The organism is Acinetobacter sp. A2, from assembly GCF_012371325.1.
Lineage (GTDB): Bacteria > Pseudomonadota > Gammaproteobacteria > Pseudomonadales > Moraxellaceae > Acinetobacter.
Genome location: NZ_JAAZQX010000005.1, coordinates 24274 through 48963, shown reverse-complemented (window position 1 = coordinate 48963; position 24690 = coordinate 24274). Strand labels below are relative to the sequence as shown.

The 24690-nt window shown below is 40.6% G+C and carries 25 protein-coding genes; 11 read left to right on the top strand and 14 right to left on the bottom strand.

Annotation, left to right across the window (positions count from 1 at the left end):
- Positions 1-121 precede the first annotated feature (121 nt).
- Together HHA43_RS03320 and HHA43_RS03315 are read left to right on the top strand one after the other, a co-directional pair.
- Positions 122-346: a hypothetical protein gene (locus HHA43_RS03320; protein ID WP_168417406.1), complete on the top strand. Its 225-nt coding sequence runs from the start codon at positions 122-124 to the stop codon at positions 344-346.
- A 236-nt stretch (positions 347-582) separates the two neighbouring features.
- On the top strand, positions 583-831 hold the full coding sequence (locus HHA43_RS03315) for a hypothetical protein (protein ID WP_168460657.1): 249 nt from the start codon (positions 583-585) through the stop codon (positions 829-831).
- Positions 832-863: 32 nt separating this feature from the next.
- Here HHA43_RS03315 and HHA43_RS03310 read toward each other — a convergent pair whose 3' ends face one another.
- Positions 864-1613, bottom strand: a complete 750-nt coding sequence (locus HHA43_RS03310; RefSeq protein WP_168460655.1) for a phosphodiester glycosidase family protein — start codon at positions 1611-1613, stop codon at positions 864-866.
- A gap of 138 nt (positions 1614-1751) precedes the next feature.
- Between HHA43_RS03310 and HHA43_RS03305 the strand changes: the two genes are divergently transcribed.
- Complete coding sequence (locus tag HHA43_RS03305) at positions 1752-2285, top strand: lecithin retinol acyltransferase family protein (RefSeq protein WP_168417501.1); 534 nt, start codon at positions 1752-1754, stop codon at positions 2283-2285.
- 137 nt (positions 2286-2422) lie between these two features.
- Here HHA43_RS03305 and HHA43_RS03300 read toward each other — a convergent pair whose 3' ends face one another.
- A complete protein-coding gene (locus HHA43_RS03300; protein ID WP_168460718.1) occupies positions 2423-4147 on the bottom strand; it encodes a glutamine--tRNA ligase/YqeY domain fusion protein in 1725 nt (574 codons plus the stop codon).
- Between the two features lie 206 nt (positions 4148-4353).
- On the opposite strand from HHA43_RS03300, the gene HHA43_RS03295 reads away from it, so the two are divergent.
- Positions 4354-4863 (top strand): peptidylprolyl isomerase, encoded by a 510-nt coding sequence (locus HHA43_RS03295; RefSeq protein WP_019837255.1) that lies wholly within the window; start codon positions 4354-4356, stop codon positions 4861-4863.
- 110 nt (positions 4864-4973) lie between these two features.
- The gene (locus tag HHA43_RS03290) at positions 4974-5693 is read left to right on the top strand and encodes a UDP-2,3-diacylglucosamine diphosphatase (protein ID WP_168460654.1); all 720 of its coding nucleotides are present in this window, start codon (positions 4974-4976) and stop codon (positions 5691-5693) included.
- A gap of 55 nt (positions 5694-5748) precedes the next feature.
- Here HHA43_RS03290 and hpaI read toward each other — a convergent pair whose 3' ends face one another.
- Positions 5749-6543, bottom strand: coding sequence for a 4-hydroxy-2-oxoheptanedioate aldolase (gene hpaI / locus HHA43_RS03285; RefSeq protein ID WP_168417410.1), 795 nt, complete (start codon positions 6541-6543; stop codon positions 5749-5751).
- A 242-nt stretch (positions 6544-6785) separates the two neighbouring features.
- Here hpaI and nfsB point away from each other — a divergent pair, with 242 nt between their 5' ends.
- Entirely contained in the window at positions 6786-7439 is a 654-nt protein-coding gene (gene nfsB / locus HHA43_RS03280; RefSeq protein ID WP_168460653.1) for an oxygen-insensitive NAD(P)H nitroreductase, read from the top strand.
- 304 nt (positions 7440-7743) lie between these two features.
- Here the strand turns inward: nfsB and HHA43_RS03275 are convergent, their stop codons facing one another.
- The 4 genes from HHA43_RS03275 to HHA43_RS03260 all read right to left on the bottom strand — a co-directional run bounded on the left by HHA43_RS03275 (position 7744) and on the right by HHA43_RS03260 (position 11496).
- Positions 7744-8604, bottom strand: coding sequence for an EamA family transporter (locus HHA43_RS03275; RefSeq protein WP_168460716.1), 861 nt, complete (start codon positions 8602-8604; stop codon positions 7744-7746).
- Between the two features lie 117 nt (positions 8605-8721).
- Positions 8722-9759: a class II fructose-bisphosphate aldolase gene (fba, locus tag HHA43_RS03270; protein WP_168460652.1), complete on the bottom strand. Its 1038-nt coding sequence runs from the start codon at positions 9757-9759 to the stop codon at positions 8722-8724.
- A gap of 137 nt (positions 9760-9896) precedes the next feature.
- Entirely contained in the window at positions 9897-10169 is a 273-nt protein-coding gene (locus tag HHA43_RS03265) for a hypothetical protein (RefSeq protein ID WP_104852089.1), read from the bottom strand.
- A gap of 139 nt (positions 10170-10308) precedes the next feature.
- On the bottom strand, positions 10309-11496 hold the full coding sequence (locus HHA43_RS03260) for a phosphoglycerate kinase (RefSeq protein WP_168460651.1): 1188 nt from the start codon (positions 11494-11496) through the stop codon (positions 10309-10311).
- A gap of 139 nt (positions 11497-11635) precedes the next feature.
- On the opposite strand from HHA43_RS03260, the gene HHA43_RS03255 reads away from it, so the two are divergent.
- The 3 genes from HHA43_RS03255 (at position 11636) to HHA43_RS03245 (ending at position 13895) form a co-directional block, all read left to right on the top strand.
- Complete coding sequence (locus HHA43_RS03255; RefSeq protein ID WP_096900874.1) at positions 11636-12019, top strand: DUF2237 family protein; 384 nt, start codon at positions 11636-11638, stop codon at positions 12017-12019.
- A gap of 7 nt (positions 12020-12026) precedes the next feature.
- Entirely contained in the window at positions 12027-12620 is a 594-nt protein-coding gene (locus HHA43_RS03250; protein WP_168460650.1) for a Maf family protein, read from the top strand.
- A gap of 108 nt (positions 12621-12728) precedes the next feature.
- The gene (locus HHA43_RS03245; RefSeq protein ID WP_168460649.1) at positions 12729-13895 is read left to right on the top strand and encodes a cupin domain-containing protein; all 1167 of its coding nucleotides are present in this window, start codon (positions 12729-12731) and stop codon (positions 13893-13895) included.
- 19 nt (positions 13896-13914) lie between these two features.
- Here the strand turns inward: HHA43_RS03245 and HHA43_RS03240 are convergent, their stop codons facing one another.
- From HHA43_RS03240 to HHA43_RS03215, 6 genes are all read right to left on the bottom strand, one after another.
- Complete coding sequence (locus HHA43_RS03240; RefSeq protein ID WP_168460648.1) at positions 13915-15831, bottom strand: ATP-binding protein; 1917 nt, start codon at positions 15829-15831, stop codon at positions 13915-13917.
- Complete coding sequence (locus HHA43_RS03235; protein ID WP_168460647.1) at positions 15828-16523, bottom strand: LuxR C-terminal-related transcriptional regulator; 696 nt, start codon at positions 16521-16523, stop codon at positions 15828-15830. Before HHA43_RS03235 ends, HHA43_RS03240 begins: the two co-directional genes overlap by 4 nt.
- A gap of 241 nt (positions 16524-16764) precedes the next feature.
- Positions 16765-17808: an alpha/beta hydrolase gene (locus HHA43_RS03230; RefSeq protein ID WP_168417418.1), complete on the bottom strand. Its 1044-nt coding sequence runs from the start codon at positions 17806-17808 to the stop codon at positions 16765-16767.
- Complete coding sequence (locus HHA43_RS03225; RefSeq protein WP_168460645.1) at positions 17808-18935, bottom strand: YdcF family protein; 1128 nt, start codon at positions 18933-18935, stop codon at positions 17808-17810. Before HHA43_RS03225 ends, HHA43_RS03230 begins: the two co-directional genes overlap by 1 nt.
- Before the next feature lie 5 nt (positions 18936-18940).
- The gene (gene murB, locus HHA43_RS03220; protein WP_168460644.1) at positions 18941-19981 is read right to left on the bottom strand and encodes a UDP-N-acetylmuramate dehydrogenase; all 1041 of its coding nucleotides are present in this window, start codon (positions 19979-19981) and stop codon (positions 18941-18943) included.
- A 3-nt stretch (positions 19982-19984) separates the two neighbouring features.
- Positions 19985-20500 carry a low molecular weight protein-tyrosine-phosphatase gene (locus HHA43_RS03215; protein WP_168417421.1) on the bottom strand — a complete coding sequence of 172 codons (516 nt, stop codon included), beginning with the start codon at positions 20498-20500 and terminating at the stop codon, positions 19985-19987.
- A gap of 118 nt (positions 20501-20618) precedes the next feature.
- On the opposite strand from HHA43_RS03215, the gene HHA43_RS03210 reads away from it, so the two are divergent.
- Together HHA43_RS03210 and HHA43_RS03205 are read left to right on the top strand one after the other, a co-directional pair.
- On the top strand, positions 20619-21779 hold the full coding sequence (locus tag HHA43_RS03210; RefSeq protein WP_168460642.1) for an iron-containing alcohol dehydrogenase: 1161 nt from the start codon (positions 20619-20621) through the stop codon (positions 21777-21779).
- Positions 21780-21861: 82 nt separating this feature from the next.
- Positions 21862-22305: an acyl-CoA thioesterase gene (locus HHA43_RS03205; RefSeq protein WP_168460640.1), complete on the top strand. Its 444-nt coding sequence runs from the start codon at positions 21862-21864 to the stop codon at positions 22303-22305.
- 73 nt (positions 22306-22378) lie between these two features.
- On the opposite strand, the gene dnaX is transcribed toward HHA43_RS03205, so the two are convergent.
- Positions 22379-24625 (bottom strand): DNA polymerase III subunit gamma/tau, encoded by a 2247-nt coding sequence (gene dnaX / locus HHA43_RS03200; protein ID WP_168460639.1) that lies wholly within the window; start codon positions 24623-24625, stop codon positions 22379-22381.
- Positions 24626-24690 lie beyond the last annotated feature (65 nt).

Sequence of the window (24690 nt, the reverse complement as noted above, 5' to 3'; positions counted from 1 at the left end):
GAAAATGCAATATCATCGAAAATTCTGCAAGTCGTTTGCTGCTTTTATCACTTAGGTCGACTTGATTTATTTTTTATATTGGCTATATTTCGATCTATGTTAGGTTGTGAATGAAGGCTCTATGAGTTTTTGGCAAAAGTTGTTCTCTGCAGAACAGCAAAACGAGCATAAAAATCAAATTGCTTGTGTTGAAAATGATTGCTCTTGCAAGACGAATGAACAACTTCTCGACGCTTTAACCAAAGCGACCGATGAAGATGTGATTATCGGAATTAAGAAGGTTCTCGCATCGCGAGGTTTTAGCCGCAAAGAGTTGAATGAACTCCAGCATCTACCATTCCAGTAATGGAATATGACAAAAAGGCATTTAGTTTAACTAAGTGCCTTTTTTAATACCAAAACTTCAATACTAAAAATCAATCTGCCAAATAATTTTGTAACGCACGCAATGCGCTAGCTTGCATAAAAATTCCATTCAGCTTAATTCTAGCCAATCTTATTTTCACAATCCTACGGTAGTATTTCTAAAAACAAACAACGCACTGCCATACCCCCAATAATTCAAATTCAGAGCATCACACCATGAAAAAAACCAAACTTGCCTGTCTTGTACTCATATCTCTCAGTTTTAGCGCATGCAGCCCAATGCCTAAAGAATGTGCTGAGACTTGGGAGAAAATGGAAAATTTTGCTAAAAAAATGGGGATTTCAGATGAACAACTCAAACAGCAGAAAAAGCAATTTGAAGATGAAGTCAAAAATATGAAGGCTGATGAGGCTGCCAAAATTTGTAGCATGCAGAACACTGCTTTAGGCTTCATTCCTCAATAGCATGAGAGCTTTAAAGCGCTTGTTCAAAACAATCACGCCCCACAAGTAGTTGAGTCGATATAGGCAAATATAGGCCCCAAGTCACGGTGTATAGCAACCTGACGCTGTAATTGTGGAATGTACGCTGTAGAAATAGAGCCATCTAAATACAAAGCGTTTGGGGTTTTCAGCTGGTCTTTAAAAAACCTAGCAAATTGATAAAAAGTCACAGGTGTATTGCTTATAACAAAATACAAACGCTGGTTTTTCATACCTACACCATTTCTAATTTTGTAAGACTGACTATCTGCAAGAAAACGTGAATTTAACTGATTGTTGATAACCAACATAGGCCCCGATTGGGTAGCATAACTTGCTGCAAAGTTTTGATCTGCATATTGCTGGGTCGTACCCAAGAAAATTTGCTGCCGATTCCAAGCCAATACACCATTTGGCTGAATCAAAAAATTCCCCCAACCTTGCTGCTGCCTGTTTAATTTCTGAATTTGTTGCCCTTGCTCAATATACAGCCCCACAGGGCGATAATTATGATGAAACATACCTGCATTCATCGCAAATTGTAATTTCTCACAAGATGCTAAAGCCTGTTGCAGCTGTGAGATTTGCTTAAACGGTTTTACATTTAGATCATTCAGATATAAGCGCAAATGCTGCAAACGACTAATCTCAACGACATCTACATCAATATGCGCATCTTTTACAGTCCATGCACGTATCCCTGCTTGCACCACAGTACTAAGCAGCAGACTACTCAGTATCATGCAGTAAAATATATTTTTCATTCTACTAGCTCCTGCCATCGCTATGTTACAAATTGTGCATATATCTGAATGGGTTATCGCATATTTACCTCAGACACAGTACACTATAAACCCTCTTCTTATTTCTTTACTCATGTTACTTTATTGGTCAAACGTACAATGCTCAAGCAGAAAACACGATTTCCTTTAGGGGCACATTTAATTGTGAAACACTTCGGCTATAGCCATCATGGTATCTATGCTGGACGTGGGCGCGTGATTCACTATTCGGGTTTTGCACATCTTTTCAAAAAGCACCCGATTGAAATGACCAGTATTGAAAAGTTTAGTCACGGCAAAGAAATTAAAGTACAAAGCTACCATGCAGCCAAATATAAAGGGCGTAAAGTGGTACGTCGTATGCGTTCCAGAATGCATGAAAATAACTATCATCTAATTATCAATAACTGCGAACACTTATGTACCTGGGCCATTACAGGTGTAGAAAGCAGCCCTCAAGTGTTTAAGATGATGGATCGTTTAACCACGATTGGTTATGTCAGTTCACTGATGAGCTACATGAACAGTATGCTGCTCACGCTCACTACCACTTGCTTTGCACTGGTTCTGTATATTAAGAAAAAACTGCGTGATAAAGCTAAAATGCAGTTACCACAAATACTGATGAAGCAGGAACAGCATAAAAACCGCTAAGTGCTTATCTTTCCAAATCGCTATTTTATGATGCTTAACACAAGTCCCAAATCTATTCGATTTCCTGCTATAAAAAAGCCCAACTTGGATTAACAAAGTTGGGCTTTTACAACATTTACTAAAATTAGAAATGTAGCTTATTTTCCAGGTTTAAAGCTGTCTTTTAAGTCTAAAATACGGTTAAACACTGGTTTTTCAGCACTGTGATCATACTGATCTGCAACGAAGTAACCTTCGCGTTCAAACTGGAAACGATCTTCAGGTTGTACTGTTGCCAAAGCAGGTTCAACAATGGCTTGAACCACGGTTAATGATTCAGGGTTTAAATTCGCCAAGAAATCATCGCCCACTTCTGGGTCAGATTCGGTAAATAAGCGATCATATAAACGGACTTCTGCTGCTACACCTTTCGTTGCAGATACCCAGTGAATCACGCCTTTCACTTTACGCCCCTCTGGGTTTTTACCCAAAGTTTCTGGGTCAATTGAACATTTCAGTTCAATCACTTCACCGCTGGCATCTTTAATCACTTCATCACATTTAATCACATAGGCGTGACGTAAACGTACTTCACCTTCTGGCACTAAACGCTTAAAACCTTTAGGTGGCACTTCTTCAAAGTCTTTACGATCAATGTAAATTTCTGATGTTAAAGGAATCGTACGCTCGCCCATATCTACATTTGGATGACGAGCATGGACTAAATCGAGTGCTTCAGGCAAGTTGGTCAAAGTCACTTTAAGCGGATTTAGCACCACCATGCCACGTGCTGCGGTATTTTCCAAAGACTGACGGATACAGTATTCAAGCATTGCTACATCCACAATACCATCCGACTTAGATACACCCACACGCTTACAGAAATCACGCAAACCTTCTGGAGTAAAACCACGACGACGCATACCCACCACAGTTGGCATACGTGGGTCATCCCAACCATTTACAAAACCACCTTCAACCAATTTACGCAATTTACGCTTTGAGGTGATGGTGTAATCGATGTTCAAACGGCTAGATTCATACTGATGCGGTACAGCCTCAGATTTCACTTTTTCTACCACCCAATCATAGAATGGACGATGGTCTTGGAACTCTAAAGTACACAATGAATGGGTAATGCCTTCAATAGCATCGGATAATGGATGCGCATAGTCATACATTGGGTACATTTTCCATTTATCGCCCGTTTGGTGATGCGATGAATGTAAAACACGATACAAAATCGGGTCACGCATGTGTACGTTTGGAGAGGCCATATCAATTTTGGCACGGAGTACTGCCTGACCTTCACCCAATTCGCCATTGCGCATTTTTTCAAATAAAGCCAAGTTCTCTGCCACAGAGGTATCACGGTATGGCGAGTTCTTGCCTGACTCTACAAAAGAACCACGGTTTAGCTTAATTTCATCTGGAGTTTGCAAATCGACATAGGCATCGCCTTGTTCAATCAACTGAACAGCCCAAGCATATAATTGATCAAAATAGCTTGAGGCGTAGCGTGGCTCGCCATTCCATTCAAAACCAAGCCATTTCACATCATTGGCAATACCATCTACATATTCTTGTTCTTCTGCATCTGGGTTGGTGTCGTCAAAACGTAAGTTACACACCCCTTGATATTCTTGTGCGATACCAAAGTTCAAGCAAATAGCTTTCACGTGACCAATATGCAAATAACCATTCGGCTCAGGCGGAAAACGTGTCACAACCTGTTGAGTGCGACCAGCCGCAATATCATCGGTAATGACTTGACGTATAAAGTCCAAGCCCGGCTGTTGTTCTTGCTGCACAGCATCGACAGAGGCATTTGAACTTGGTGTCGGGGTGTTTGGCAGAGATGCAACAACATCATTTGGCTTCATAGCAATAAAATCACTTCTAAAATAAAATTGAATTAACTGGGTTGCAAAAACTTCATCAGTGAAGCATTCATCACCCATTGGAACGCTTTTCCTTGTTTTTAACAAAGAAAATAACGTTTTTACTTGCCTTGTAGTTTACAGTTTGCTTATGCTTCTCTCAACCAAAAAACCCATGGCATTCGTGTCCATGTTTAGGAGATTACACAATGAGTTTTCCTCAAGTCGAATTAAACACCAATAAAGGTCGTATTGTTTTAGAATTGAATGCTGAAAAAGCACCAATTACAGTTGCTAACTTCTTAGAATACGTTCGTGATGGTTTTTATGACGGCGTAATTTTCCACCGTGTTATTGATGGTTTCATGATCCAAGGCGGTGGCATGGATGAGAACTTCAAAGAAAAAGCAACACGTGATGCAATTGAAAACGAAGCAGACAACGGCTTAAGCAACGATGTTGGCACAATTGCAATGGCGCGTACTCAAGCACCTCACTCTGCTTCTGCGCAATTCTTTATTAACGTTAAAAACAACTCGTTCTTAAACCACACCGGCAAAACTGCACAAGGTTGGGGCTATGCCGTATTTGGTAAAGTGGTTGAAGGCATGGACGTTGTAGATGCGATCAAAGGCGTGCGTACAGGTAACCGTGGCTACCATGCAGATGTTCCACTAGAAAATGTTGTGATTGAATCTGCAAAAATCATTTCTGAATAAACGTCTTCTCTGCTTTGTGCATCTGTTTTAAAGCATCACTTTAAAATAGCAGCATCGGCACAGCCCCTCCTGTTAGATGGGGCTGATAAGAGTACGAAAAGGAAAAGATAGTGACTTATTTGTTTATCGCAGATTTACACTTGTCACCTGATCACCCTCGACTAGTTCGGGGGTTTTTAGATTTGCTGCATGCTTATGAGCATAAAAACACCCAGCTTTACATATTGGGTGACTGGTTTAATGCATGGATTGGCGATGATTACACCGCGACATGGTTAGATGAAATCATTGTGCAGTTAAAACAATTCACCCATGCAGGTAATCAAATTTATTTTATTGTGGGCAATCGTGATTTTGCCTTAGGACAAAAATTCCTAGATCAGTTTTCTGGGCAACTCCTGCCCGATGTACACACCCTTCAAATTGGCTCACACTATATACGTATAGAACATGGCGATGCACTGTGTACCGATGATGTGTCCTATCAAAAATTCCGTAAAATTATTCGTAATCCCATCATTTTAGGCATCTTAAAGAAAACTCCGCTCGCTTTTCGGCAAAAGCTTGCACAAGGTTTCCGTAAAAAAAGCCAACAGGCCAATCAAGTCAAAAGTTATGACGTTATGGATGTAAATGCTGATGCCGTTGCACAAGCCTTACAAGATGCCGATGTGTTAATTCATGGGCATACACATCGCCCAAACATTCATAACGAACATGGTAAACCCAGAATTGTGTTGGGTGACTGGCGCAAAGATGCGGCACAGATTTTAGAAATTGAACCCTCTCAAGAATTACAAGATTGGCAACTCAGCACGTGGAAATATTAATTTCAATATCCCCATTACATACAAGTCATTTATACAAAGGGAAATTTGCTTCGAATTAATAGCCGCCTTCAGACTGAATGACTTCCGCATCCGCTTTATATTTAGCCAGTAATTCACGCAATGAATTCATCAATACGCTGGTATCTACCCCAACTGCCACGAATTCTGTGCCTAAATCCAAATATTTTTGAGTCACTTCATGCTGGGTCGATAAAATACCTGCCGCTTTACCTGCTGCGCGAATCCGCTGAATTGCATCTACCACAGCAGCTTGTACTTCTGGGTGGTTCGGATTACCTTCATAGCCCATAGTGGCTGATAAATCGACCGCACCAATAAATACACCGTCGATGCCCTCTATGTTTAAAATATCATCCAGATTTTCTAAACCAGTCACTGATTCAATCTGAATCAATAAACAAATATTTTCATGTGCTGTTGCATAATAATTTGGAATACTGTTCCAGCGCGTTGCGCGTGCTAAAGCTGCACCTACGCCTCGTACTCCTTCTGGTGGATAGCGTACTGCTTTTACCATCAATTCGGCTTGTTCAACGGTTTCGACCATTGGAATTAATAAAGTTTGTGCGCCAATATCTAACAATTGTTTAATCAGTTGCACACTGCCTATAGGCGGGCGTACCACCGCTTGTGATGGATAAGCAGCGATACTTTGCAATTGTGACAAGGTGGTTCTTAAATCACTTGGTGCATGTTCACCATCAATTAATAGCCAGTCATAGCCTGCATTGGCGGCAATTTCAGTGCCGTAAGCATCTGCCAACCCCACCCATAAACCAATTTGCTGCTGGGTTTTCAGTTTACGCTTAAAATAATTGATATATTCCATCCATACACCTTCGGGATGCACCATTTGCAACTTTATATTTAACGCCTATTTGCAATAAACAACCAATAGCAAAAACGTCTAGCATGATTAAATTTAACACTAAGTTTAAATCGCTTGATTGCACACCTCTCCGCTTTATAGCACATAAATACGGCATGGGTTCGTTCCGCTCACCTGCTCTGGCATGTTAAGATTTTTAACTAAACCTGCCAGAACAAATTACCTTTGAATGGAGATGATTCATGGATTTATTAAATATTGCTCAAACTCGCTACACAACCAAAGCGTATGATGCGAGTCGCAGCATTCCTGCAGCACAATTTGAGCGTTTATTAGAAATTCTGCGTTTAGCACCATCTTCAATTAACATTCAGCCATGGCATTTTTTTATTGCAGAGCATACCGATGCCAAACAACGCATTGCCAAAGCCTTAGTCGGTAAATATGCCTATAACGCACCAAAAGTACTGGATTCATCCCACACCATTTTGTTTTGTACTAAAGCCGACATTAGCGACCTGCATCTTGAAAATTTATTGAATCAGGATGCTGCTAGTGGACGTTTTAAAGATGAAACAGCCAAGCAAGGTCAAAAAGACAGCCGCACAGGTTATGTCGATTACTACCGCAATGAAAAAGGTGATATTCAGCGTTGGGCTGAAAACCAAACGTTTATTGCACTTGGGCAAATGCTTTTGGCTGCAGGCGTTGAAGGTATTGATGCCACACCAATTGGTGGTTTTGATGAAGCAATTTTAACGCAAGAACTGCAACTGGCTGAACAAGGACTGATTCCTTCAGTTTTACTATGCTTGGGCTATCGTAGTGAACAAGATTTTAATGCCAAGCTACCTAAATCACGCCTAGATAAAACAGAGATTTTCACGCAACTGTAAAATAAAAATGCGATAACGCTAGGGACAAAATTTGTCCCTATTTTTTGGTCTGAATTTTGCAATATCTATATAGACAGTAAGTGCTCAATCTCTATCAAAATAAAAACGAGGTGTATGATGCTTAATTTACCTGCAATGCCACTAAAACTGGAATGTAAACGCTGCAAAAAACTGTATTTACATCAAGCGATAGCCAATCATCAAACTGTATGCTGCCCAATTTGCCATAAAACGACAATGTTGCACGGTCTTGCAGAAACTGCAGATTTAGTGCGACACCCTTTCAGTTTTATATTCAGTTATTTTAAACCGTCATGGCATAAGCGAGGCAAAGTACACTAAGCACGGCAAAAATTAACCCGAGTGTGGTCGATGTTTTTAGTTTTTCTTTGAAGAACAACAAACCACTGATGACTCCAAATACCACGACTAAAATATTCATGCTGGCAAAGACAAGTGCAGGACTGTCTTTGAGCAGCATGTGGGCTTTGACATACAAAGCGATATTGGCAAAATTCAGTGCACCTAAAATTAGACCTGCACTGATATTACGCACATTGCCAATAGTTTTCTCGTGCAGCAAAATATAACCAACAGATAAAACAAATGCGCAGATAAACATCAGATTCAGGGTTACTGCAAACTGAAGCCCCAAGCCTGTGGTGTATTTAAGCAACACATCTATTAAAGCATAGCCTGCCCAGACACAAGCCAAGTATAAAATACCCTGTAATGCTTTAGAGGACTGCCCTGCAGCACGATGTGAATATAAAATACATAAGACGGCAACAATGCCTAATACTATGCCAGCAAGTTTTAATTGAGTAAATTTTTCCTGAAAAACAAAATATGCCGCAGCCAAAGACAGCACCACAGACAAACGCTGTGCAATTTCTGTTTTTAAAATTCCAGCATTGTCTAAAGACTTGGCTAGGGCTAAAAACACGCTAGGCAGTAGCACACCTAAACTAAGAATGAGCAGCCATGGTGTTTGCTGTATTGAAATATGAACTAAATTGGGTTTAAACCAATAGAAACACAAAATACTGGCACTGACATAATTCCAAGTAATCATTTGCATGGGTCTAAAGCCCTGTGTTTTGCAAACTTTCAGTAAAATAGACACCAGTACACTACAAAAAGCAGCGGCAATAATCAGTTCCATGACACGCTCGAACATTGGTTTTCAATCATTGTTTTTGTTCTTTATTCAGTTTGCTATTGCATCAGTAAAAAGCCCACAATTGTTGTGGGCTTTTATATTCTTAATGAAAATTAAGCATTATTTGTAGCGTTCAACCATTTTCTCTAAAGAAATTGGGCGAATTTTATCTGCATTGCCTGCAGTACCAAATGCTTCATAACGGTCGATACAAATTTGTTTCATTGCATCTACAGTTTTGGCAAAGAATTTACGTGGGTCAAATTCGTTTGGCTGTTCTGCCATCATACGGCGCATTGCACCTGTAGACGCTAAACGCAAATCTGTGTCGATGTTGATTTTACGCACACCATGTTTGATGGCTTCAACCAATTGCTCAACAGGTACACCATAAGTTTCTTTGATGTCGCCGCCATACTGGTTAATTACAGCCAACCACTCTTGTGGCACAGAGCTAGAACCGTGCATAACAAGGTGTGTATTTGGCAATGCTGCATGAATTTCTTTGATGCGGTCAATTGCAAGAATATCGCCTGTAGGTGGACGAGTAAACTTGTATGCACCATGCGAAGTACCCACTGCAATTGCTAAAGCATCTACATTGGTATCTGCCACAAAGCTACGTGCTTCTTCAACAGAGGTTAACAATTGAGAATGGTCAAGTACACCTTCTGCACCCACACCATCTTCTTCACCTGCCATACCTGTTTCTAGGCTGCCCAAGCAACCAATTTCACCTTCAACTGACACACCACATGCATGCGCCATTTGAACCGTACGACGAGTCACTTCTACGTTATATTCGTACGATGTTGGTGTTTTACCATCTTCACCAAGCGAACCGTCCATCATGACTGATGAAAAACCAAGTTGAATTGAACGTTGACATACGTCAGGGCTAGTACCATGGTCTTGGTGCATAACCACTGGAATATGTGGCCATTCTTCAATTGCAGCCAAAATCAGGTGACGCAAGAAAGGTGCACCTGCATATTTACGCGCACCTGCAGAAGCTTGAACAATGACAGGTGAGTTTGTTGCATCTGCGGCTAACATAATTGCGCGCATTTGTTCTAAGTTGTTGACGTTAAACGCTGGAACGCCGTATGCATGTTCGCCGGCATGATCCAAGAGCTGGCGCAATGAAATAAGAGCCATAATATCCTCCCAAATAATGCTGGTTATTCTACCCTGTGATTTGTTTCAATTCAGCAACAAATCATCTTTTTCAAAAAAAAATCCCTGCATAGCAGGGACTTTTAAACAAATTACAACAATTCTTTATTTTTCAGCACTTATTGCGCTTCAGAAGCAGCAACTTCTGTGTCTGCAGTCGCAGCATCAGCAGGTGCATTTGCAACGTCTTCAGGAATATCAGTGTTGCCTTCATCCATAACAGGTTGGTCAATCGCATCAATTGCTGCTTGTTGTTCTGGGGTTACTTGTGCGTTATCTACAACTGCAGAAGATGCATCAGTTTCAGTCGCAGGTGCACTTTCTTTTTTTGCACAAGCAGTCAAGGCTAAAGATGCAGCGATTAAAGCAGCAAGTGTTAGTTTTTGAATCATCATCATTTCCTACAGTTAGGTCATTCATTAAGACTAATTTTATTGCATATTTATGACATTTTTATGACTGTGCTATGACCCACAATAAAAAGGTTGACCGAAGTCAACCTTTTGTGCAGTTTTGTTGAATAATCAACAATTAAGCACGTTCTAATAAAACCGCAACTGCAGGTAAGGTTTTACCTTCTACAAATTCAAGGAAAGCACCACCACCTGTAGAGATATAACCAATTTTGTCTGCAACTTCGTACTTGTCAATCGCAGCGAGCGTGTCACCACCACCTGCAATCGAGAAACCTGCAGATTCAGCAATTGCCAATGAAAGTGCTTTGGTTCCTTCACCAAATTGATCTACTTCAAATACGCCCACTGGACCATTCCAAAGAATTGTTTTTGAAGTTTTTAAAATTTCTGCAAATGCTTTCGCTGTTTCAGGACCAACATCCAAAATCATGTCGTTGTCAGCAACATCTTCAACTTTTTTTACAGTGGCTTTCGCTTGAGCCAATGAGCCTAAGAAATCTTCAAAGTTGATTTCAGACGCATCAGCAACCACAACATCGGTTGGTAATGGTACTGAAACTTTTGCAGCAATTGCTTTTGCAGTGTCAATCAAATCATTTTCGCATAATGATTTGCCCACGTTATAGCCTGCTGCAGCTAAGAAGGTATTGGCAATACCGCCACCTACAATAAGTTGATCACAAATATCAGACAATGATGTCAATACATCTAACTTAGTCGATACTTTAGAACCTGCAACAATTGCCACCATTGGTTTTTCAGGTGTTTTTAAAGCACGACCTAGTGCATCCAATTCAGCGGCAAGCAATGGGCCTGCTGCTGCAACTGGTGCTAAACGTGCTACGCCTTCGGTTGATGCTTCTGCACGGTGTGCCGTACCAAAAGCATCCATCACAAATACGTCACACAATGCTGCATATTTTGCTGCAAGCTCAGGGTTGTTTTTCTTTTCACCGTGGTTAAAACGGCAGTTTTCTAATAAAACCACTTGACCCGGTGCAACTTCCACACCCTCTAAATAGTCAATGATGAGTTGGACATCTTGACCCAAAGCTTGGGTTAAATACGCAGCCACAGGCGCTAAAGATTGTTCAGCTTTTGGCTCACCTTCAACGGGACGACCTAAGTGAGAATACACCATCACTGCCGCACCTTTGGCAACAGCAGCTTGAATCGTTGGCAATGCCGCACGTAAACGTGCATCGCTGGTGATCACACCATTTTTAACAGGGACGTTTAAATCTTCACGAATAAGGACACGCTTACCTGCTAAATCGAGGTCAGTCATACGCTGAAAGTTCATGTATAGCTCACTTTATTGATATCAAAACGCCACGATTTTAAATGATTATGCAGAAAAAGGTTAGCAACTTTTGTAGAATTGCTGTTTAAAGCAAAAGTTTTGATTATGATAGAGAAAAGCCACCATCTTTCTCGCACTTATGTCTATCCATCCTGATCCGAATATCAATCGTTTAAACGTTTTGGGCGAACCTCTCGCCAGTTGTTGTTTTGACCCTATTACCGGGTATTTCCGTAACGGTTTTTGCCATACCGCCCCAACCGATTTAGGTCAGCACACCGTTTGTGCACAAATGACTTCGGAATTTTTAAATTTCTCGCAAAAAATTGGCAATGATTTAATCACGCCAGTACCTGAAGTTGGTTTTAACGGCTTACAACCAGGTGATTTCTGGTGCATTTGTGTCACCCGTTGGGTAGAAGCTTATCAAGCAGGTCAAGCGCCACCAATTAAAATTCAAGCCTGTCATCAATCAGTATTGTCTTATGTGCCTTTAGATATCTTGATGGACTATGCGGTGTGATGATCTAATGCAACATCCTCAAATTATTTTGGCTTCTGGCAGTCAAACTCGGCAACAATTGCTGGATCGCTTGCATTTAGCCTATACATCTGTCTCCCCAGATATTGATGAATCTGCGCAGGGTGAATTACATGCAGATGATTTAGCGCGACGTTTGGCTTTTGAAAAAGCACGCTGTATTGCGTTGCAACATCCTGATGCAATAGTAATAGGTTCAGATCAAGTGGCATGGCGTGAACAGCAGCCAGATGTTTTTATCGGTAAACCACTTACTTCAGAAAAAGCCATACAACAATTACACGCCAATTCAGGTCAAACCGTGTATTTCAGCACGGCACTCAGTGTGCAGCAGCAATCTACAGGCTTTGTACAGACAATTGTAGAGCATTACACCGTCAAATTTCGCAACTTAACCGATGATGAAATTGCACGATATGTTGCTCTCGAGCAACCACTGCAATGCGCAGGCAGTTTTAAATGTGAAGGTTTGGGCATTAGCTTGTTTGAAGCTATGCAAGGCAATGATCAGACCACGTTAATGGGACTACCTATGATTCAACTGTGTCGTATTTTAAGAATGCTGAATATTCAAGTCCCCTAAAGTTGACTCATTTGAATCTGCATATCAGCTAGAAATCATCTTGCCCTTTCAAGCGACAAAATAGACAATATCAAGACTCTCTATTCTCAGACTTGCTTAGGCTATTTTATGTCGCAACCTTTAGATGTTTTAGGCGGAATTACCGCAGAACAATTCCTAAGTGAATATTGGCAAAAAAAACCATTATTAGTACGCAACACACTCCCAGAAATTGCAAACCTGCTTGAACCCAGTGATGTTATGGAACTGGCACTGGAAGAAGATGTCACTGCCCGTTTAATTAAACAAAAAGATAAAGACCCAAATCAGTGGAGTGTAAAATCATCACCGCTGATTAAAGGTGATTTTCAAAAAATGCCAAAACTTTGGACACTGTTGGTGCAGGCAGTCGATCATTATTCTTTTGACTTAGCAGAACTTTGGAAAAAATTCCCTTTTATACCGCAATGGCGACGTGATGACATCATGGTGTCTTATGCCCCTAAAGGTGGTTCTGTAGGTCAGCATTTCGATTTTTATGACGTATTTTTACTGCAAGGTTATGGTCACCGTCGCTGGCAGCTTGGGCAAATGTGTGATGCAGAAACTGAGTTTGTAGCAGGACAACCACTCAAATTATTGCCTGAGATGCAGGTTAATTTTGATGAAGTACTTGCACCGGGTGATTTACTTTATGTTCCACCAGGTTTGGCGCATTATGGTGTGGCGGAAGATGATTGCCTGACTTTCTCATTTGGCTTCCGTATGCCAAATATCAGTGAAATGATGGATCGTGTGAGTGATAAATTCTCTGCCGATGAAATGTTACGTACTCCGCTACATGACATCGTCCGTGAACAAAGCACCCAGATTGGTGAAATGACCGCTGCAGAACTGGATTATTTAAAAGCAGAATTATGGGCACGCTTGCAAAATTCATCAGTTTTGGATGATGCAATTTTAAGTTTAATGTCTGAACCTAAATACCCAGAAAATATTCCTGAAGTTGATGAAATGGGTGTAGGCGACTTAGAAGAAGCGCTTGATCAGGGTTATCAGATTATGCTTGAGCCCGCCTCTCGTCTGCTTTATGCAGCACAAGCGGGGCAAATTCTGTTTTGGGCCAATGGCGAGGCAATTTGTGTCGCAGATGCATCGATCAACACGCTACAAAAAATAGCCAATGGTGAGCGCGTCTTGCTTGATGAAAACCTGTACGACCCAGATATTTTGGAAGATTTAGTACAACTTCTGAATGATTCTGTGTTAATGCTGCTTCCAGCAGAAGAAGCTTAAACGGCTTTATTCATGGACTCTAAGATGATTCATTCATCTTAGAGTTGGCTTCCTCAAAGTATAAGATGGCTTGAATTAATGTATAGCCTGGGGTTGAACTCAGTTTCAACTGCCCACCAACCCGTTCTAAACGCATTTTCATGCTGCGCATACCGATACTCATACCTTGTTCCAACACACTATTCGCTTCAAAACCAACCCCATCATCCTGAATTTTGAGCAACAACTGATTCGGTTGCATAAATTGCATCGAAACGGCTACGTTTTTGGCCTGACTATGTTTAATCACATTGGTTAAGCTTTCTTCAAGCACTCGCATTAAAGTCAGACACTGTAAAGCATTTGGTTCAATGAACCATTCATTCGGAAAATCCCATCTAGAATGAATATCCATTTCATCCATTAACTGGCTAAAACGGTGCCGCACAGGTGCAACCCAAACTTTCGGATTTTCTGGCACTTTTGAGCCAATCGAAGAGCCACTATCAATAATTTGACGTAAATCATCACGCAATAATTTCAACATCGATAAAAATTGCTGATTACTCATTTCATCCTCGTTTTGATCCACCAAAATCATTGATCGAACCAAAGATGCCCCGAGTCCATCATGTAAATCATGTGATAAATGAATACGCTCCTGTAAACGTACGTTCTCCAATTCTAAATAGTGCTTTTCCGACATACTGCGTTTTAAGTCTTCACTGACTTCAAAAACCCGAAACTCCAAATCCTGATTAAATTTTTCAATTTTTTGAATATTTCTTTTTAAACGCATACCAAGAATCAGCGCAATAAATAAAGTGATTACTGGTGAGGTATAAGGTGATAATGGCTGATATAAACTTGCAGTTTCAGCATTTCCTAAACGGACAACATCGACACAGGCAAATAAACCAATTAAGGTTAAACAAAAAATCAATAAATATAATTCTGTTTTTTTAGTTTTATAACTGAGATAAGCCAAGTAAAAATAAACCACAACCAATAACGATGCATAGCTTAAGAAAACAGTCCCTAAGACAATTTTTGCATAATCCAATGGTGTGAAAAATATACCGACAATCACCGCAATACTAAATACAAATAAACTCTCTTCAAGCACAGGAAAACGCCGATCTGCAAACCTGAGCAAATACACACTAAAACAGAGTATATACAGAATAAAGAAACTTAGATTTGCTTGAGCAGCTGCCAAGGTTGTGGGGTAAGGATAAGTTTCAGTCGTCAAAAATTGTGAAATGAAAAGTAGCCATAGCAAACAACTGAGTGCAAACCAGCCAAAACTATTATCACGGCGGATAAATAGCCAAATCACTAAACATAAAATACCCAAAGTAGCAGATAAAATGGCATTTATTTCAAATAAAGTGCGCTTATTCCATAGACTTTTTTGGTGATGCTTTATATTTTCATGCACATTATTGAATGTGATTTTGCCCAAACCTGCATTTTGAAATGCATAACCATTTACATAAACTAAAATTTGATTTTTACCCGGCTTTAAGCCAGAGGCAGGTAAAATCCAATAACGTGGCATATTCCAGCTTTTAGACAATGGTTCTTGTAAATGCTGACTCGCCCAAAGCAAATCTTTATTTAAATAAACTGCCCCAGCACTATTTAAATAATCCAAAGCAAACACAATGGGTTGATTTAAACTATGCTCACGCTCACAAAACCATTCCCAATCAATTTTATACCAGACACCACCGTTATAATTTTTCCAGCGTATATCCCAAACATCGGGTAATTTGACATTTTCCCAACCAGTTTCAGGGCTTTTATTTTGTGATGCTGTTTTAGCTGAGCTAATAGATAGCACATGCACATTACAGTGCTGATTGATTGGAGAGACAATTTGCTGCGCATAGCTTTGCCACGCACAGATCAACAGGCATATTCCGAAGGCATAGTTTAGCCAGCTGCGCATCATAAAATGCCTAGTGTTCTCGCAGTACTGACCGCTTTGGTGCGCTTGGTCACCGATAATTTACGGTAAATATGTTTGATATGGCTTTCAACGGTATAACGTGACACAAACAATTGTTCTGCAATTTCTCGATTACTTAAACCTTGTGCAACAAGATTGAGAATTTCAAGTTCACGTCCCGTTAATTGCTCATAATTACTATTAAATGCTTCTGCATCATTACGGCTTGCAGGATCGTCTGAAGCAACAGCAACTTTCTTATGAGATATTTTCGATAAAATTTCCCGTGCAATAAATGGGTCAATGGGTGCTCCACCTCTTAAAATACTGCGGATGGCAATCACGATTTCTGCATCATCACGTTCTTTTAAGACATAACCTGTCGCACCTGCTTGTATTGCGGAAAACAGGCTATCTTGCGTGCTCCATGCCGATATCACCAAAATTAATGCACTTGGGTCTCTAAAATGTAATTGTTCTATTAGTTCTTTGCCATTGCCATCTGGCAAGCCTAAATCCACCAACGCCAAAACAATCGGCTGCTCTTCTATACACTTCATGGCAGCTTTAAGATTGATGACAAAAAACAGCATGTCATCCTGATAGCCAATATCATGCAAAATTTTTCTGAGACGCGACTGAATAATAGGCTCATCTTCAACAATTAAAACCGGCACTGGTAATATCGTTTCCATTGCTGCCTTCAACCTCCCCAAAAATATAAATTCAAATATAACAATAGTTTTTCTACTAAATCCATCCCTAGAATTAAGGAGTTTTTATGGCAATGCCTGTTGTTCTATTACAATGAGCATAGCATTGAAAATGTTTAATCGGTATTTATTCCAATAAATATTGAAAATAGCCCAAGTGTCATACTGATTGCCCACACTTTTATGGGCAATTCAGCATTAGCTTGAGCAATTACACAATCGTTTAGTAATATGTTTTTGAACTATGTGCATGTAAAAATGCAGGAATTAAACCCGTTAAAGCTGCACGAATATCTGCACGCTCATTGATTAATTGATGAGAACCTTCTTCAAGCATTAATAAGGTTTGTAAGCGGAATTTACGACGGATAAATTCGATGTTGTAACGCCAGTCTACTGTTTGGTCTTGCGCGCCTTGTGCCAACCAAACAGGAATACGACATGCTGGACGCTCTTCCATTTCAAACATCCATTTAGACATCGCCAGAATCCAGTCCATACCCATCATTCTAGGCTGTAACGGGTCTTTTAAACGTACAAATCTTAAAAACTCAGGGTTATGGTTATTACGTCGGAAATGTCGTGGTACTTCACGCTTAATACGACGGATAATGCCTAAACCAACAGAGTTATGCCACCATGCAGATTTCGCAGGACGAATCAGCGGTGAAAGTAATAAAACCCGCTCTACAAATGGATTTTCACGACGTTGGGCAAACTCCAGTAGATGATGCATCCAAATTGCACCACCTGTACTTTGGCCAATACCTAACCATGGTTTTGGCAATTGATCAGCATTTTTAACATATTGATAAACTGCATGTAACACTTGTTGATAATGATCAAAGTTTTGAATATTGGCAGGTGAACCATTACTAAGACCATGCCCAGGTAAATCATAAGTTAATACACTAAAGCCTTGCTCAAGTAATTCTTTGACAATGGGCTGATAAATCCCGCTATGTTCTAAATATCCATGCAGTAAAAATACAGTGCCCTGAATTTTATCGAACTTGGTTTTAGTTAAATCAGGCTGAAAAATTTGCACGTGCAGCTTGAACAACGGCATTTGTACATAACCTTGCCAATGCTCACAATCTAGCAAATGAAAACCATAAAGCTGTCTATATGCCTGTAACTCTACACTTGGCTCAAAGGCTCGATTTAGGTTTAAAGGCTGTAAAATTTGTGGCGTGGTGTCTCGACTCGGTACAGGTAAATCGAGCTGTTTTAAAATGCTTGGATTCAAAAAAGGCAAATCAGACATTAAGGCACCTCGCGACATGCGCTAGAACCAAACAAGACATCCCGAATGGTGGCAAGCATTTCGTAATTAGCACGACGGCTGTGATCATAATTTTGTTCACTAGGACGCCATGCGGTAAGCTGGGTAGGCATTGGAGCTTCTACAGGAATGGTTTCTATACCGTTCAAGGCAAATAACCGTCGTGTACGCGGCATGTGATAACGGTCTGTAATCAAAATCACCGTAGGTGCACCACCCTTTTTTTGTAATAATAACGAACTAAAACGTGAATTTTCACAAGTATTCATACTGCGATCTTCTAATAATTTTGCATCGACTTCGTATTGTTGTAACCAGCGCTGCATATAAGGTGCTTCTACACCGCTGAGTACAATTGGCAATTGATATTGTTTTACCACCGCCAAAGTCGTTTCTAAACGCAGACGTGTATAGTGATTTACTACAATATCTTTACCATTGTCATCTAAGGTTAATCCACCACCTAACACCACTATCGCATAAGGTTTCGAGTTTTCTGGTATTTTGGGGATGTTTTGTTGATGAATCAAAGCAATATCTTTAAAAATCTCTTCATCTACAGTGTTATTTTCGGCTTCGGCAATTTTATGTGTATTTAAAAACTCAAAATATTGTTCCATTAATGCCTGATTTTCATGGCTGTCTAAATTCAGTAGAGCTTTGACATTTTCTGAAGGGTCTTCAGGTGAAATTTCTGATGCTGCTGTAGGCGCAAGCAATGGTACCTGTGGCTGATCTTGCTCTAATTCTAATTTTCTTTGATTTTGCTCTTCTACAATCAAGGCCTGTAAAGCTTGATAACGTGCCTGAATCAGAGTTAAATTTTGTGAATTTTCAGATTTAATTTCTTGTTCCATTAACTTTAAATAAGCTTGTCGGGCAATCCATAAATCTGAACCAGGTTCTAAGCTGTCTTGATCACTAAAAGCAGCCATTTGCTGACTTTTCGCCGCTACTTCATTCACTTCGACTGGCACGAAGGTATTTAAAGCTTTTACCACCATTTTTGAATAAAAAGGTGAATAGATAAAAATCATTAGACAAGCAAATAATACAAATAACACCGTCGCTATTTGTACTAGTCTGACCATCCAATGGGTATGTTTCATCTATTTTAACCTACGGGCTGATGTGCACGAATCAAACCTGTGTCATCAAATAAGACAGGTTCAGGTTCTAACAAAATACCAAAACGGCTCAATACATCATGTTGCACGGCACGATAAGTCTGCTGCACATCTGCCAAGGTAGCCTCTGCATAATTGACCAAGACCAAAGCTTGTTTATGGAACATACCGACTGCACCTAATTGTTTCCCTTTCCAGCCAGCCTGATCGATCAGCCAACCAGCGGCAATTTTAACCTGCTCATTCGGCTGCGGGTAATGGGGTAAATTCGGATATTGTTGTGTAATTTGGTCAAATTGTTGTGCAGAAATGACTGGATTTTTAAAGAAACTGCCAACATTAGGATACTCAGCAGGATTCGGCAATTTGCTTTGACGTATCTGAATGACTTGTTGCTGCAAGTTTTCAGCAGTTTGATCATCACCGACCGCAGCTTTTAAGTCACCATAATTTAATTTTAGCGCTGCGTGTTTCAGTAATTTAAAGGTCACATGCGTAATAATGTAACGATTAGGCTGATCTTTAAAAATACTGTGCCGATAAGCAAACTGACAGTCTTGCGCAGAGATAGAACAGAATTGTTGCTGATCACGGTCATAAACATGCACAGACTCTATAAACTCGCCGACTTCGACCCCATAGGCCCCAATATTTTGTACTGGTGAAGCACCGACCAAACCAGGAATTAACGCTAAATTTTGCAGACCGTAGAGTTTTTGTGTAGTTGTCCACAACACAAAATCATGCCAGACTTGCCCTGCTCCTACTTTCAATGTGACGCTTGTTGCATCTTCGCTCAGTTGTTCGATGCCCTGAATATCCATGTGCATCACCAATGCATGAATATGTTCAGGCAATAACATATTGCTGCCACCTGACAAAATTAGCACATTTAACTGTTCAGATTTGGCAAATGCCAAGGCATCTAAAATATCCTGCGTATGATGAATTTTCACATAATGCGAGGCTGTAGCATCCAAATTTAAGGTATTGAATGGTTTGAGTTGCATAGAATGTTGAATGTGCATAACTTAAACCTTAACCTTTAATTCAAATTGTTGTTGCAGCACCTGTGCCCATGCACGACTGCTTGACTCACATTGATCGAGCACACGTTCAAAACCATCGGCTTTACCATAGTACGGGTCGGGTAATTCTTGCTGAGTATAGAGAGGATCATGCTCACTCATTAAGGCAACTTCGGCACGTAAAGTACCAAATTCAGCTTTGGCACGCTGCATCAAGGCCTGAATATTGCTTAAGTTTTCCAAATCCATCGCCAGAATTAAATCAAACTCGATAAAGTCTTGAATCTGTAATTGGCGTGCACGTAAAGCAGATAGGTCATAGCCACGTTTCAACGCATGCTGCTGGCTGCGTAAGTCGGGTGCTTTACCTGGGTGATAATTACTGGTTCCTGCAGAATCTACCCAAACATTCAGTTGCTGTTCATCACAAAAATGTCGCAGTACAATTTCTGCCGTAGGTGAACGGCAAATATTTCCTAAGCAAACACATAACACCTTGTATGGCGTTTGGGATGACATAAACAACCTCAGAGCTACTTTATTTTTAAGAGCCTTATGTTAAGTTATTTATGATATGAATCCTATATCGTGACTGCACAATAATGTTGAATTAGGTATAAATAATAAGGATAAGCGTATGCAAAATTTTCAATTTCAAACCGTTGGCAACATTATTTCAGGACTTGGCTCAATTTCTGAGCTATACAATATTTTAAAAGCAAAGCCTTACCAACGCCTATTATTGGTCACCGATGCTGGGATATTACAGCAACAATTGCATCTGCCTATTTTAGAAATTTTGGAACAGCTTCAACTAGATTATGCAATTTACGCAAATGTGCAAGCAGACCCCGCAGAACAGATTGTTTTAGATGCGGTTGCCTTTGCCAAACAGCAAAAAATTGACGTGGTTTTTGGGTTTGGCGGTGGCAGCGCTATGGATGTTGCCAAAATCATTGCTGTATTGAGTCATCCTGAACAACACCAACAACTGTCAGACTTATATGGTGTGGGCAATGCTCAAGCACCACGTCTACCCTTAATTTTAGTACCCACTACTGCGGGCACAGGTTCTGAAGTGACACCTATTTCGATTGTCACCACAGGTTCGACCAGTAAAACTGGCATTATCTCGCCTATTTTATATGCCGATGTTGCTATTTTAGATGCCAATTTTACCCGCAACCTGCCTGCACAGATTACCGCAGCCACTGGGATTGATGCGATGGTACATGCCATTGAAGCCTATACCTCCAAAATCAAAAAAAATGCTTATTCAGACTTACTGGCAAAACAGGCACTGCGTTTATTGGATCAAAACTTGAAATTGGTGCTTGAAGATGGCAACAATATGCAAGCACGTCAAAACATGCTATTTGGCTCAATGTTGGCAGGACAAGCCTTTGCCAATGCTCCTGTTGCCGCAGTCCACGCACTCGCCTATCCCTTAGGTGGACATTTTCATATCTCGCATGGGCATAGCAATGCCTTAGTACTGACTGAGGTTTTAAAATTTAATGCACCTGCAGCCAAACAAGATTATGCTGAACTCATGTGCTGGTTAGACCCACGTAGTAAAGGCTGCACCGATGGACTGTGTGATTTGTTTATCGATCATTTTCAAAACCACCTTGAGCAGAGTGGCTTAACATTAAAACTCAATACACTAGGCGTACCAGAAAATATGTTAATACAACTTGCAGAAGATGCCCTGTTACAAACTCGCTTGCTACAAAATAATCCTAGAGAATTACAGGTACAGGATGCCTTAAACATTTACCAAGCCATTTATGCTTAATGGATGAAAAATTGCAACCTATCAACAACTCAACGAATCGTGTTCAGCCACCGCCACCATTAAAAAATATAGAGTTAACTTTGTGAAACCTGAAATTAAAACCCGTAATCAATACACTTTTTTCGTTCCCATTCAAACCCGCTGGGCAGACAATGACATGTATGGGCATGTCAACAATGTCACCTATTACAGCTATTTTGACAGTGCGGCCAATGCCCTATTGATTCAGAAAGCTGGTTTTGAACCCAAACGATCACCTTGCATTGGTTTAGTGGTTAGCTCCACCTGCCATTTTTTACAAGAATTGTCTTATCCCGAAGTCATTGAGGTCGGAGTCGCCATTCAAAAAATTGGGAATTCATCGTTGATTTATGATTTGGCAATTTTTAAGCATGGACAACAACAAGCCTCTGCACAAGGGCAAGTGGTGCATGTGTTTGTAGAACGAAATACACGTCAAAGTTTCCCGATTCCACAAAATATGCGTGAAGCTTTACAAGCCTATATGAGTGTAGACTCAGTCTGATCTAGAGCTAAAAATAAGGCTGGTTTGACCCAGCCATTTGATTTAAACGTTAAATTCTGCAGTTTGAGTCTGTTTATTTGAGCTGAATATTGTGCAATTCGCCTTCAAAGTTTTGCAAAAGCTCTTGCACAGCAGGCTCTTGATGTAACAAGTTTTCTGCTCGTTGATACGCTCGTTGTTTACGTTGTTGCTGCAAAACATACGGCGTGGTGTCATCTACATTTTCATATTGCACTTTAAACAGCGTTTTACTCCATTGGCTTTTTAAAGCGCCTTCCAAGGTATGTTGCAATTGCGCTAAAAGCTGTTGGTATTGCTCTGGAATATGAAAAATTGATTCACCATCAATCTGCCCAGTCATCACCCCATGCTGCGCTAGCTCTTGTACAGCTGGAGAAAGATCACTGTGTCTAAACCAATATTCCCACTTGTCTAAAGTCCACTCACCCTCTAACACCTGCGGCTGTAAGCGCAGAATATCCTGTGGCATTAACTGCGCATCACCGTTCTGTGTAGAGGTTGTATTTTGTGGCTGTGCTGCGGTGATAGCAACATCTACAGAAATATCTTGCACAGAATCAAATAAAGAGGCTTCTCCCTCATTGGTGCTTGAAGCGTCATTTGTAGAATCTTGATCAGACGGCGTTAATTCTAAAGGCTCAGGGTCTGCTAATGTTTCAACGCTAGCTAATGGCGCAACCGCATCAAAACTTTCCAGTAAAAAGTCATCCTGATTTGATGTATTGGTTGCCGCTACCGTATTCTTTTCTGCTTCGCTTTCTAAACCAAATAACGGTTCTGCTGCATTTGGGTCGAATACAATCTGTTCGGTTTGAGCTGTGTTTTTATCGCTTAATACTTCAGGTGCTGACTGTTCCACAGTACTTTCAGGCAGCGCATGCTCATGATTCTGAACCACACCACTCTGTTCATCGCCCTCAGGTTCATCATCCAAGAAGTCATCAGAAGATGGTTCTGCTATGGCAGTCTGCGCTGTGTTTTGCTCAAGGTATTCATCATCACCATATTCAAATCCATCAATATCCTGCCCAACAGCATGATGAGTTTGAATATCAGATGCTGCAACTGCGTCCAATTCAGTCGCTTGATGCATCTCAACGGCTGAATTTTGCATTACAGGCTGAGGGGCTTGCTCACTTTGAGTAACAAACTGAGTAGATTCAGGTGCTGTTTGTGCCGTATTAGGTACAGCAGAAACCAACACTTCATTAACTTGCAAAGGACGAAATGCCAGCAAACGCAGCACACACATTTCAAAACCTTGCTCTTGGGTTACTGCAATTTGTAAATCGGCACGTCCTTTACAGGCAATCTGATAATAGAGCTGAATATCCTGTGCAGAAATCAGTCCTGCAAGCTGTTGTATTTTTTGATTGATCTCAGCACTGTATTTCAGGTTCAAATCTGGCAGATATTGCATGATTGCCAGTTCGTGCAGTGTCGAAATCAATTGATCCAGCACCAAAGACACATCTAAAGCTTGCTGTCTGAATTGCAATAACAACTGACTCACACGCTGCTGCTGGTTTTGATGAATCGCTAAAATCAAATCATAAATAATGGTACGGTCAATCAGCCCCAACATGTCTTTAACATCTTGATGATGAATTTCACCCTGACCATAGGCAATTGCTTGATCAGTCAAAGACATCGCATCACGCAATGAACCTTGAGCGGATTCAGCAATCTGCCAAATCGCATCTTGCTCGGCCACAATCTGTTCTTTGGCTAAAATATCTGTTAAATGTTGCGTGATTTCGTCAATTTGCAAAGGACGCAAAGTAAATTGCAGACAACGTGAAATCACCGTGATTGGGAGTTTTTGAGGGTCTGTGGTCGCAAACAGAAACTTTACATGCTCTGGTGGTTCTTCCAGAGTTTTGAGCAAAGCATTAAATGAATGCGTAGACAGCATGTGCACTTCGTCAATCAGGTAAACTTTGAAACGACCTTGCGTCGGAGCATACGGTACGTTATCTAATAACTCACGTGTATCTTCAACTTTGGTGCGAGATGCCGCATCAATTTCGATCAAGTCAATGAAACGACCTTCGTTGACTGCTGTACAGGTTGGACACACTTCACACGGGGTTGATGTCACGCCTGTTTCACAGTTCAGGCATTTGGCCAAAATACGCGCAATCGTGGTTTTACCTACGCCGCGCGTACCTGTAAAAAGATAAGCATGGTGTAAACGACCACGTTCTAAAGCACTGGTCAATGCCCGTGATACATGGTTTTGCCCCACCAACTCATTAAAATTACGAGGACGATATTTACGCGCAAGTACCTGATACATGAATGCTCCTTTTTACAGGTCTAAGCATACTGTTTTTTTGCACAAGAGTGAACGTACAATCACGC

What these genes read in the sequence shown, in the direction of transcription:
- HHA43_RS03320 (WP_168417406.1), top strand. Translation starts at nt 122, where the DNA reads ATGAGTTTTTGGCAAAAGTTGTTCTCTGCAGAACAGCAAAACGAGCAT.
- HHA43_RS03315 (WP_168460657.1), top strand. Translation starts at nt 583, where the DNA reads ATGAAAAAAACCAAACTTGCCTGTCTTGTACTCATATCTCTCAGTTTT.
- HHA43_RS03310 (WP_168460655.1), bottom strand. Translation starts at nt 1,613, where the DNA reads ATGAAAAATATATTTTACTGCATGATACTGAGTAGTCTGCTGCTTAGT.
- HHA43_RS03305 (WP_168417501.1), top strand. Translation starts at nt 1,752, where the DNA reads ATGCTCAAGCAGAAAACACGATTTCCTTTAGGGGCACATTTAATTGTG.
- HHA43_RS03300 (WP_168460718.1), bottom strand. Translation starts at nt 4,147, where the DNA reads ATGAAGCCAAATGATGTTGTTGCATCTCTGCCAAACACCCCGACACCA.
- HHA43_RS03295 (WP_019837255.1), top strand. Translation starts at nt 4,354, where the DNA reads ATGAGTTTTCCTCAAGTCGAATTAAACACCAATAAAGGTCGTATTGTT.
- hpaI (WP_168417410.1), bottom strand. Translation starts at nt 6,543, where the DNA reads ATGGAATATATCAATTATTTTAAGCGTAAACTGAAAACCCAGCAGCAA.
- nfsB (WP_168460653.1), top strand. Translation starts at nt 6,786, where the DNA reads ATGGATTTATTAAATATTGCTCAAACTCGCTACACAACCAAAGCGTAT.
- HHA43_RS03275 (WP_168460716.1), bottom strand. Translation starts at nt 8,604, where the DNA reads ATGGAACTGATTATTGCCGCTGCTTTTTGTAGTGTACTGGTGTCTATT.
- fba (WP_168460652.1), bottom strand. Translation starts at nt 9,759, where the DNA reads ATGGCTCTTATTTCATTGCGCCAGCTCTTGGATCATGCCGGCGAACAT.
- HHA43_RS03265 (WP_104852089.1), bottom strand. Translation starts at nt 10,169, where the DNA reads ATGATTCAAAAACTAACACTTGCTGCTTTAATCGCTGCATCTTTAGCC.
- HHA43_RS03260 (WP_168460651.1), bottom strand. Translation starts at nt 11,496, where the DNA reads ATGAACTTTCAGCGTATGACTGACCTCGATTTAGCAGGTAAGCGTGTC.
- HHA43_RS03255 (WP_096900874.1), top strand. Translation starts at nt 11,636, where the DNA reads ATGTCTATCCATCCTGATCCGAATATCAATCGTTTAAACGTTTTGGGC.
- HHA43_RS03250 (WP_168460650.1), top strand. Translation starts at nt 12,027, where the DNA reads ATGCAACATCCTCAAATTATTTTGGCTTCTGGCAGTCAAACTCGGCAA.
- HHA43_RS03245 (WP_168460649.1), top strand. Translation starts at nt 12,729, where the DNA reads ATGTCGCAACCTTTAGATGTTTTAGGCGGAATTACCGCAGAACAATTC.
- HHA43_RS03240 (WP_168460648.1), bottom strand. Translation starts at nt 15,831, where the DNA reads ATGATGCGCAGCTGGCTAAACTATGCCTTCGGAATATGCCTGTTGATC.
- HHA43_RS03235 (WP_168460647.1), bottom strand. Translation starts at nt 16,523, where the DNA reads ATGGAAACGATATTACCAGTGCCGGTTTTAATTGTTGAAGATGAGCCT.
- HHA43_RS03230 (WP_168417418.1), bottom strand. Translation starts at nt 17,808, where the DNA reads ATGTCTGATTTGCCTTTTTTGAATCCAAGCATTTTAAAACAGCTCGAT.
- HHA43_RS03225 (WP_168460645.1), bottom strand. Translation starts at nt 18,935, where the DNA reads ATGAAACATACCCATTGGATGGTCAGACTAGTACAAATAGCGACGGTG.
- murB (WP_168460644.1), bottom strand. Translation starts at nt 19,981, where the DNA reads ATGCACATTCAACATTCTATGCAACTCAAACCATTCAATACCTTAAAT.
- HHA43_RS03215 (WP_168417421.1), bottom strand. Translation starts at nt 20,500, where the DNA reads ATGTCATCCCAAACGCCATACAAGGTGTTATGTGTTTGCTTAGGAAAT.
- HHA43_RS03210 (WP_168460642.1), top strand. Translation starts at nt 20,619, where the DNA reads ATGCAAAATTTTCAATTTCAAACCGTTGGCAACATTATTTCAGGACTT.
- dnaX (WP_168460639.1), bottom strand. Translation starts at nt 24,625, where the DNA reads ATGTATCAGGTACTTGCGCGTAAATATCGTCCTCGTAATTTTAATGAG.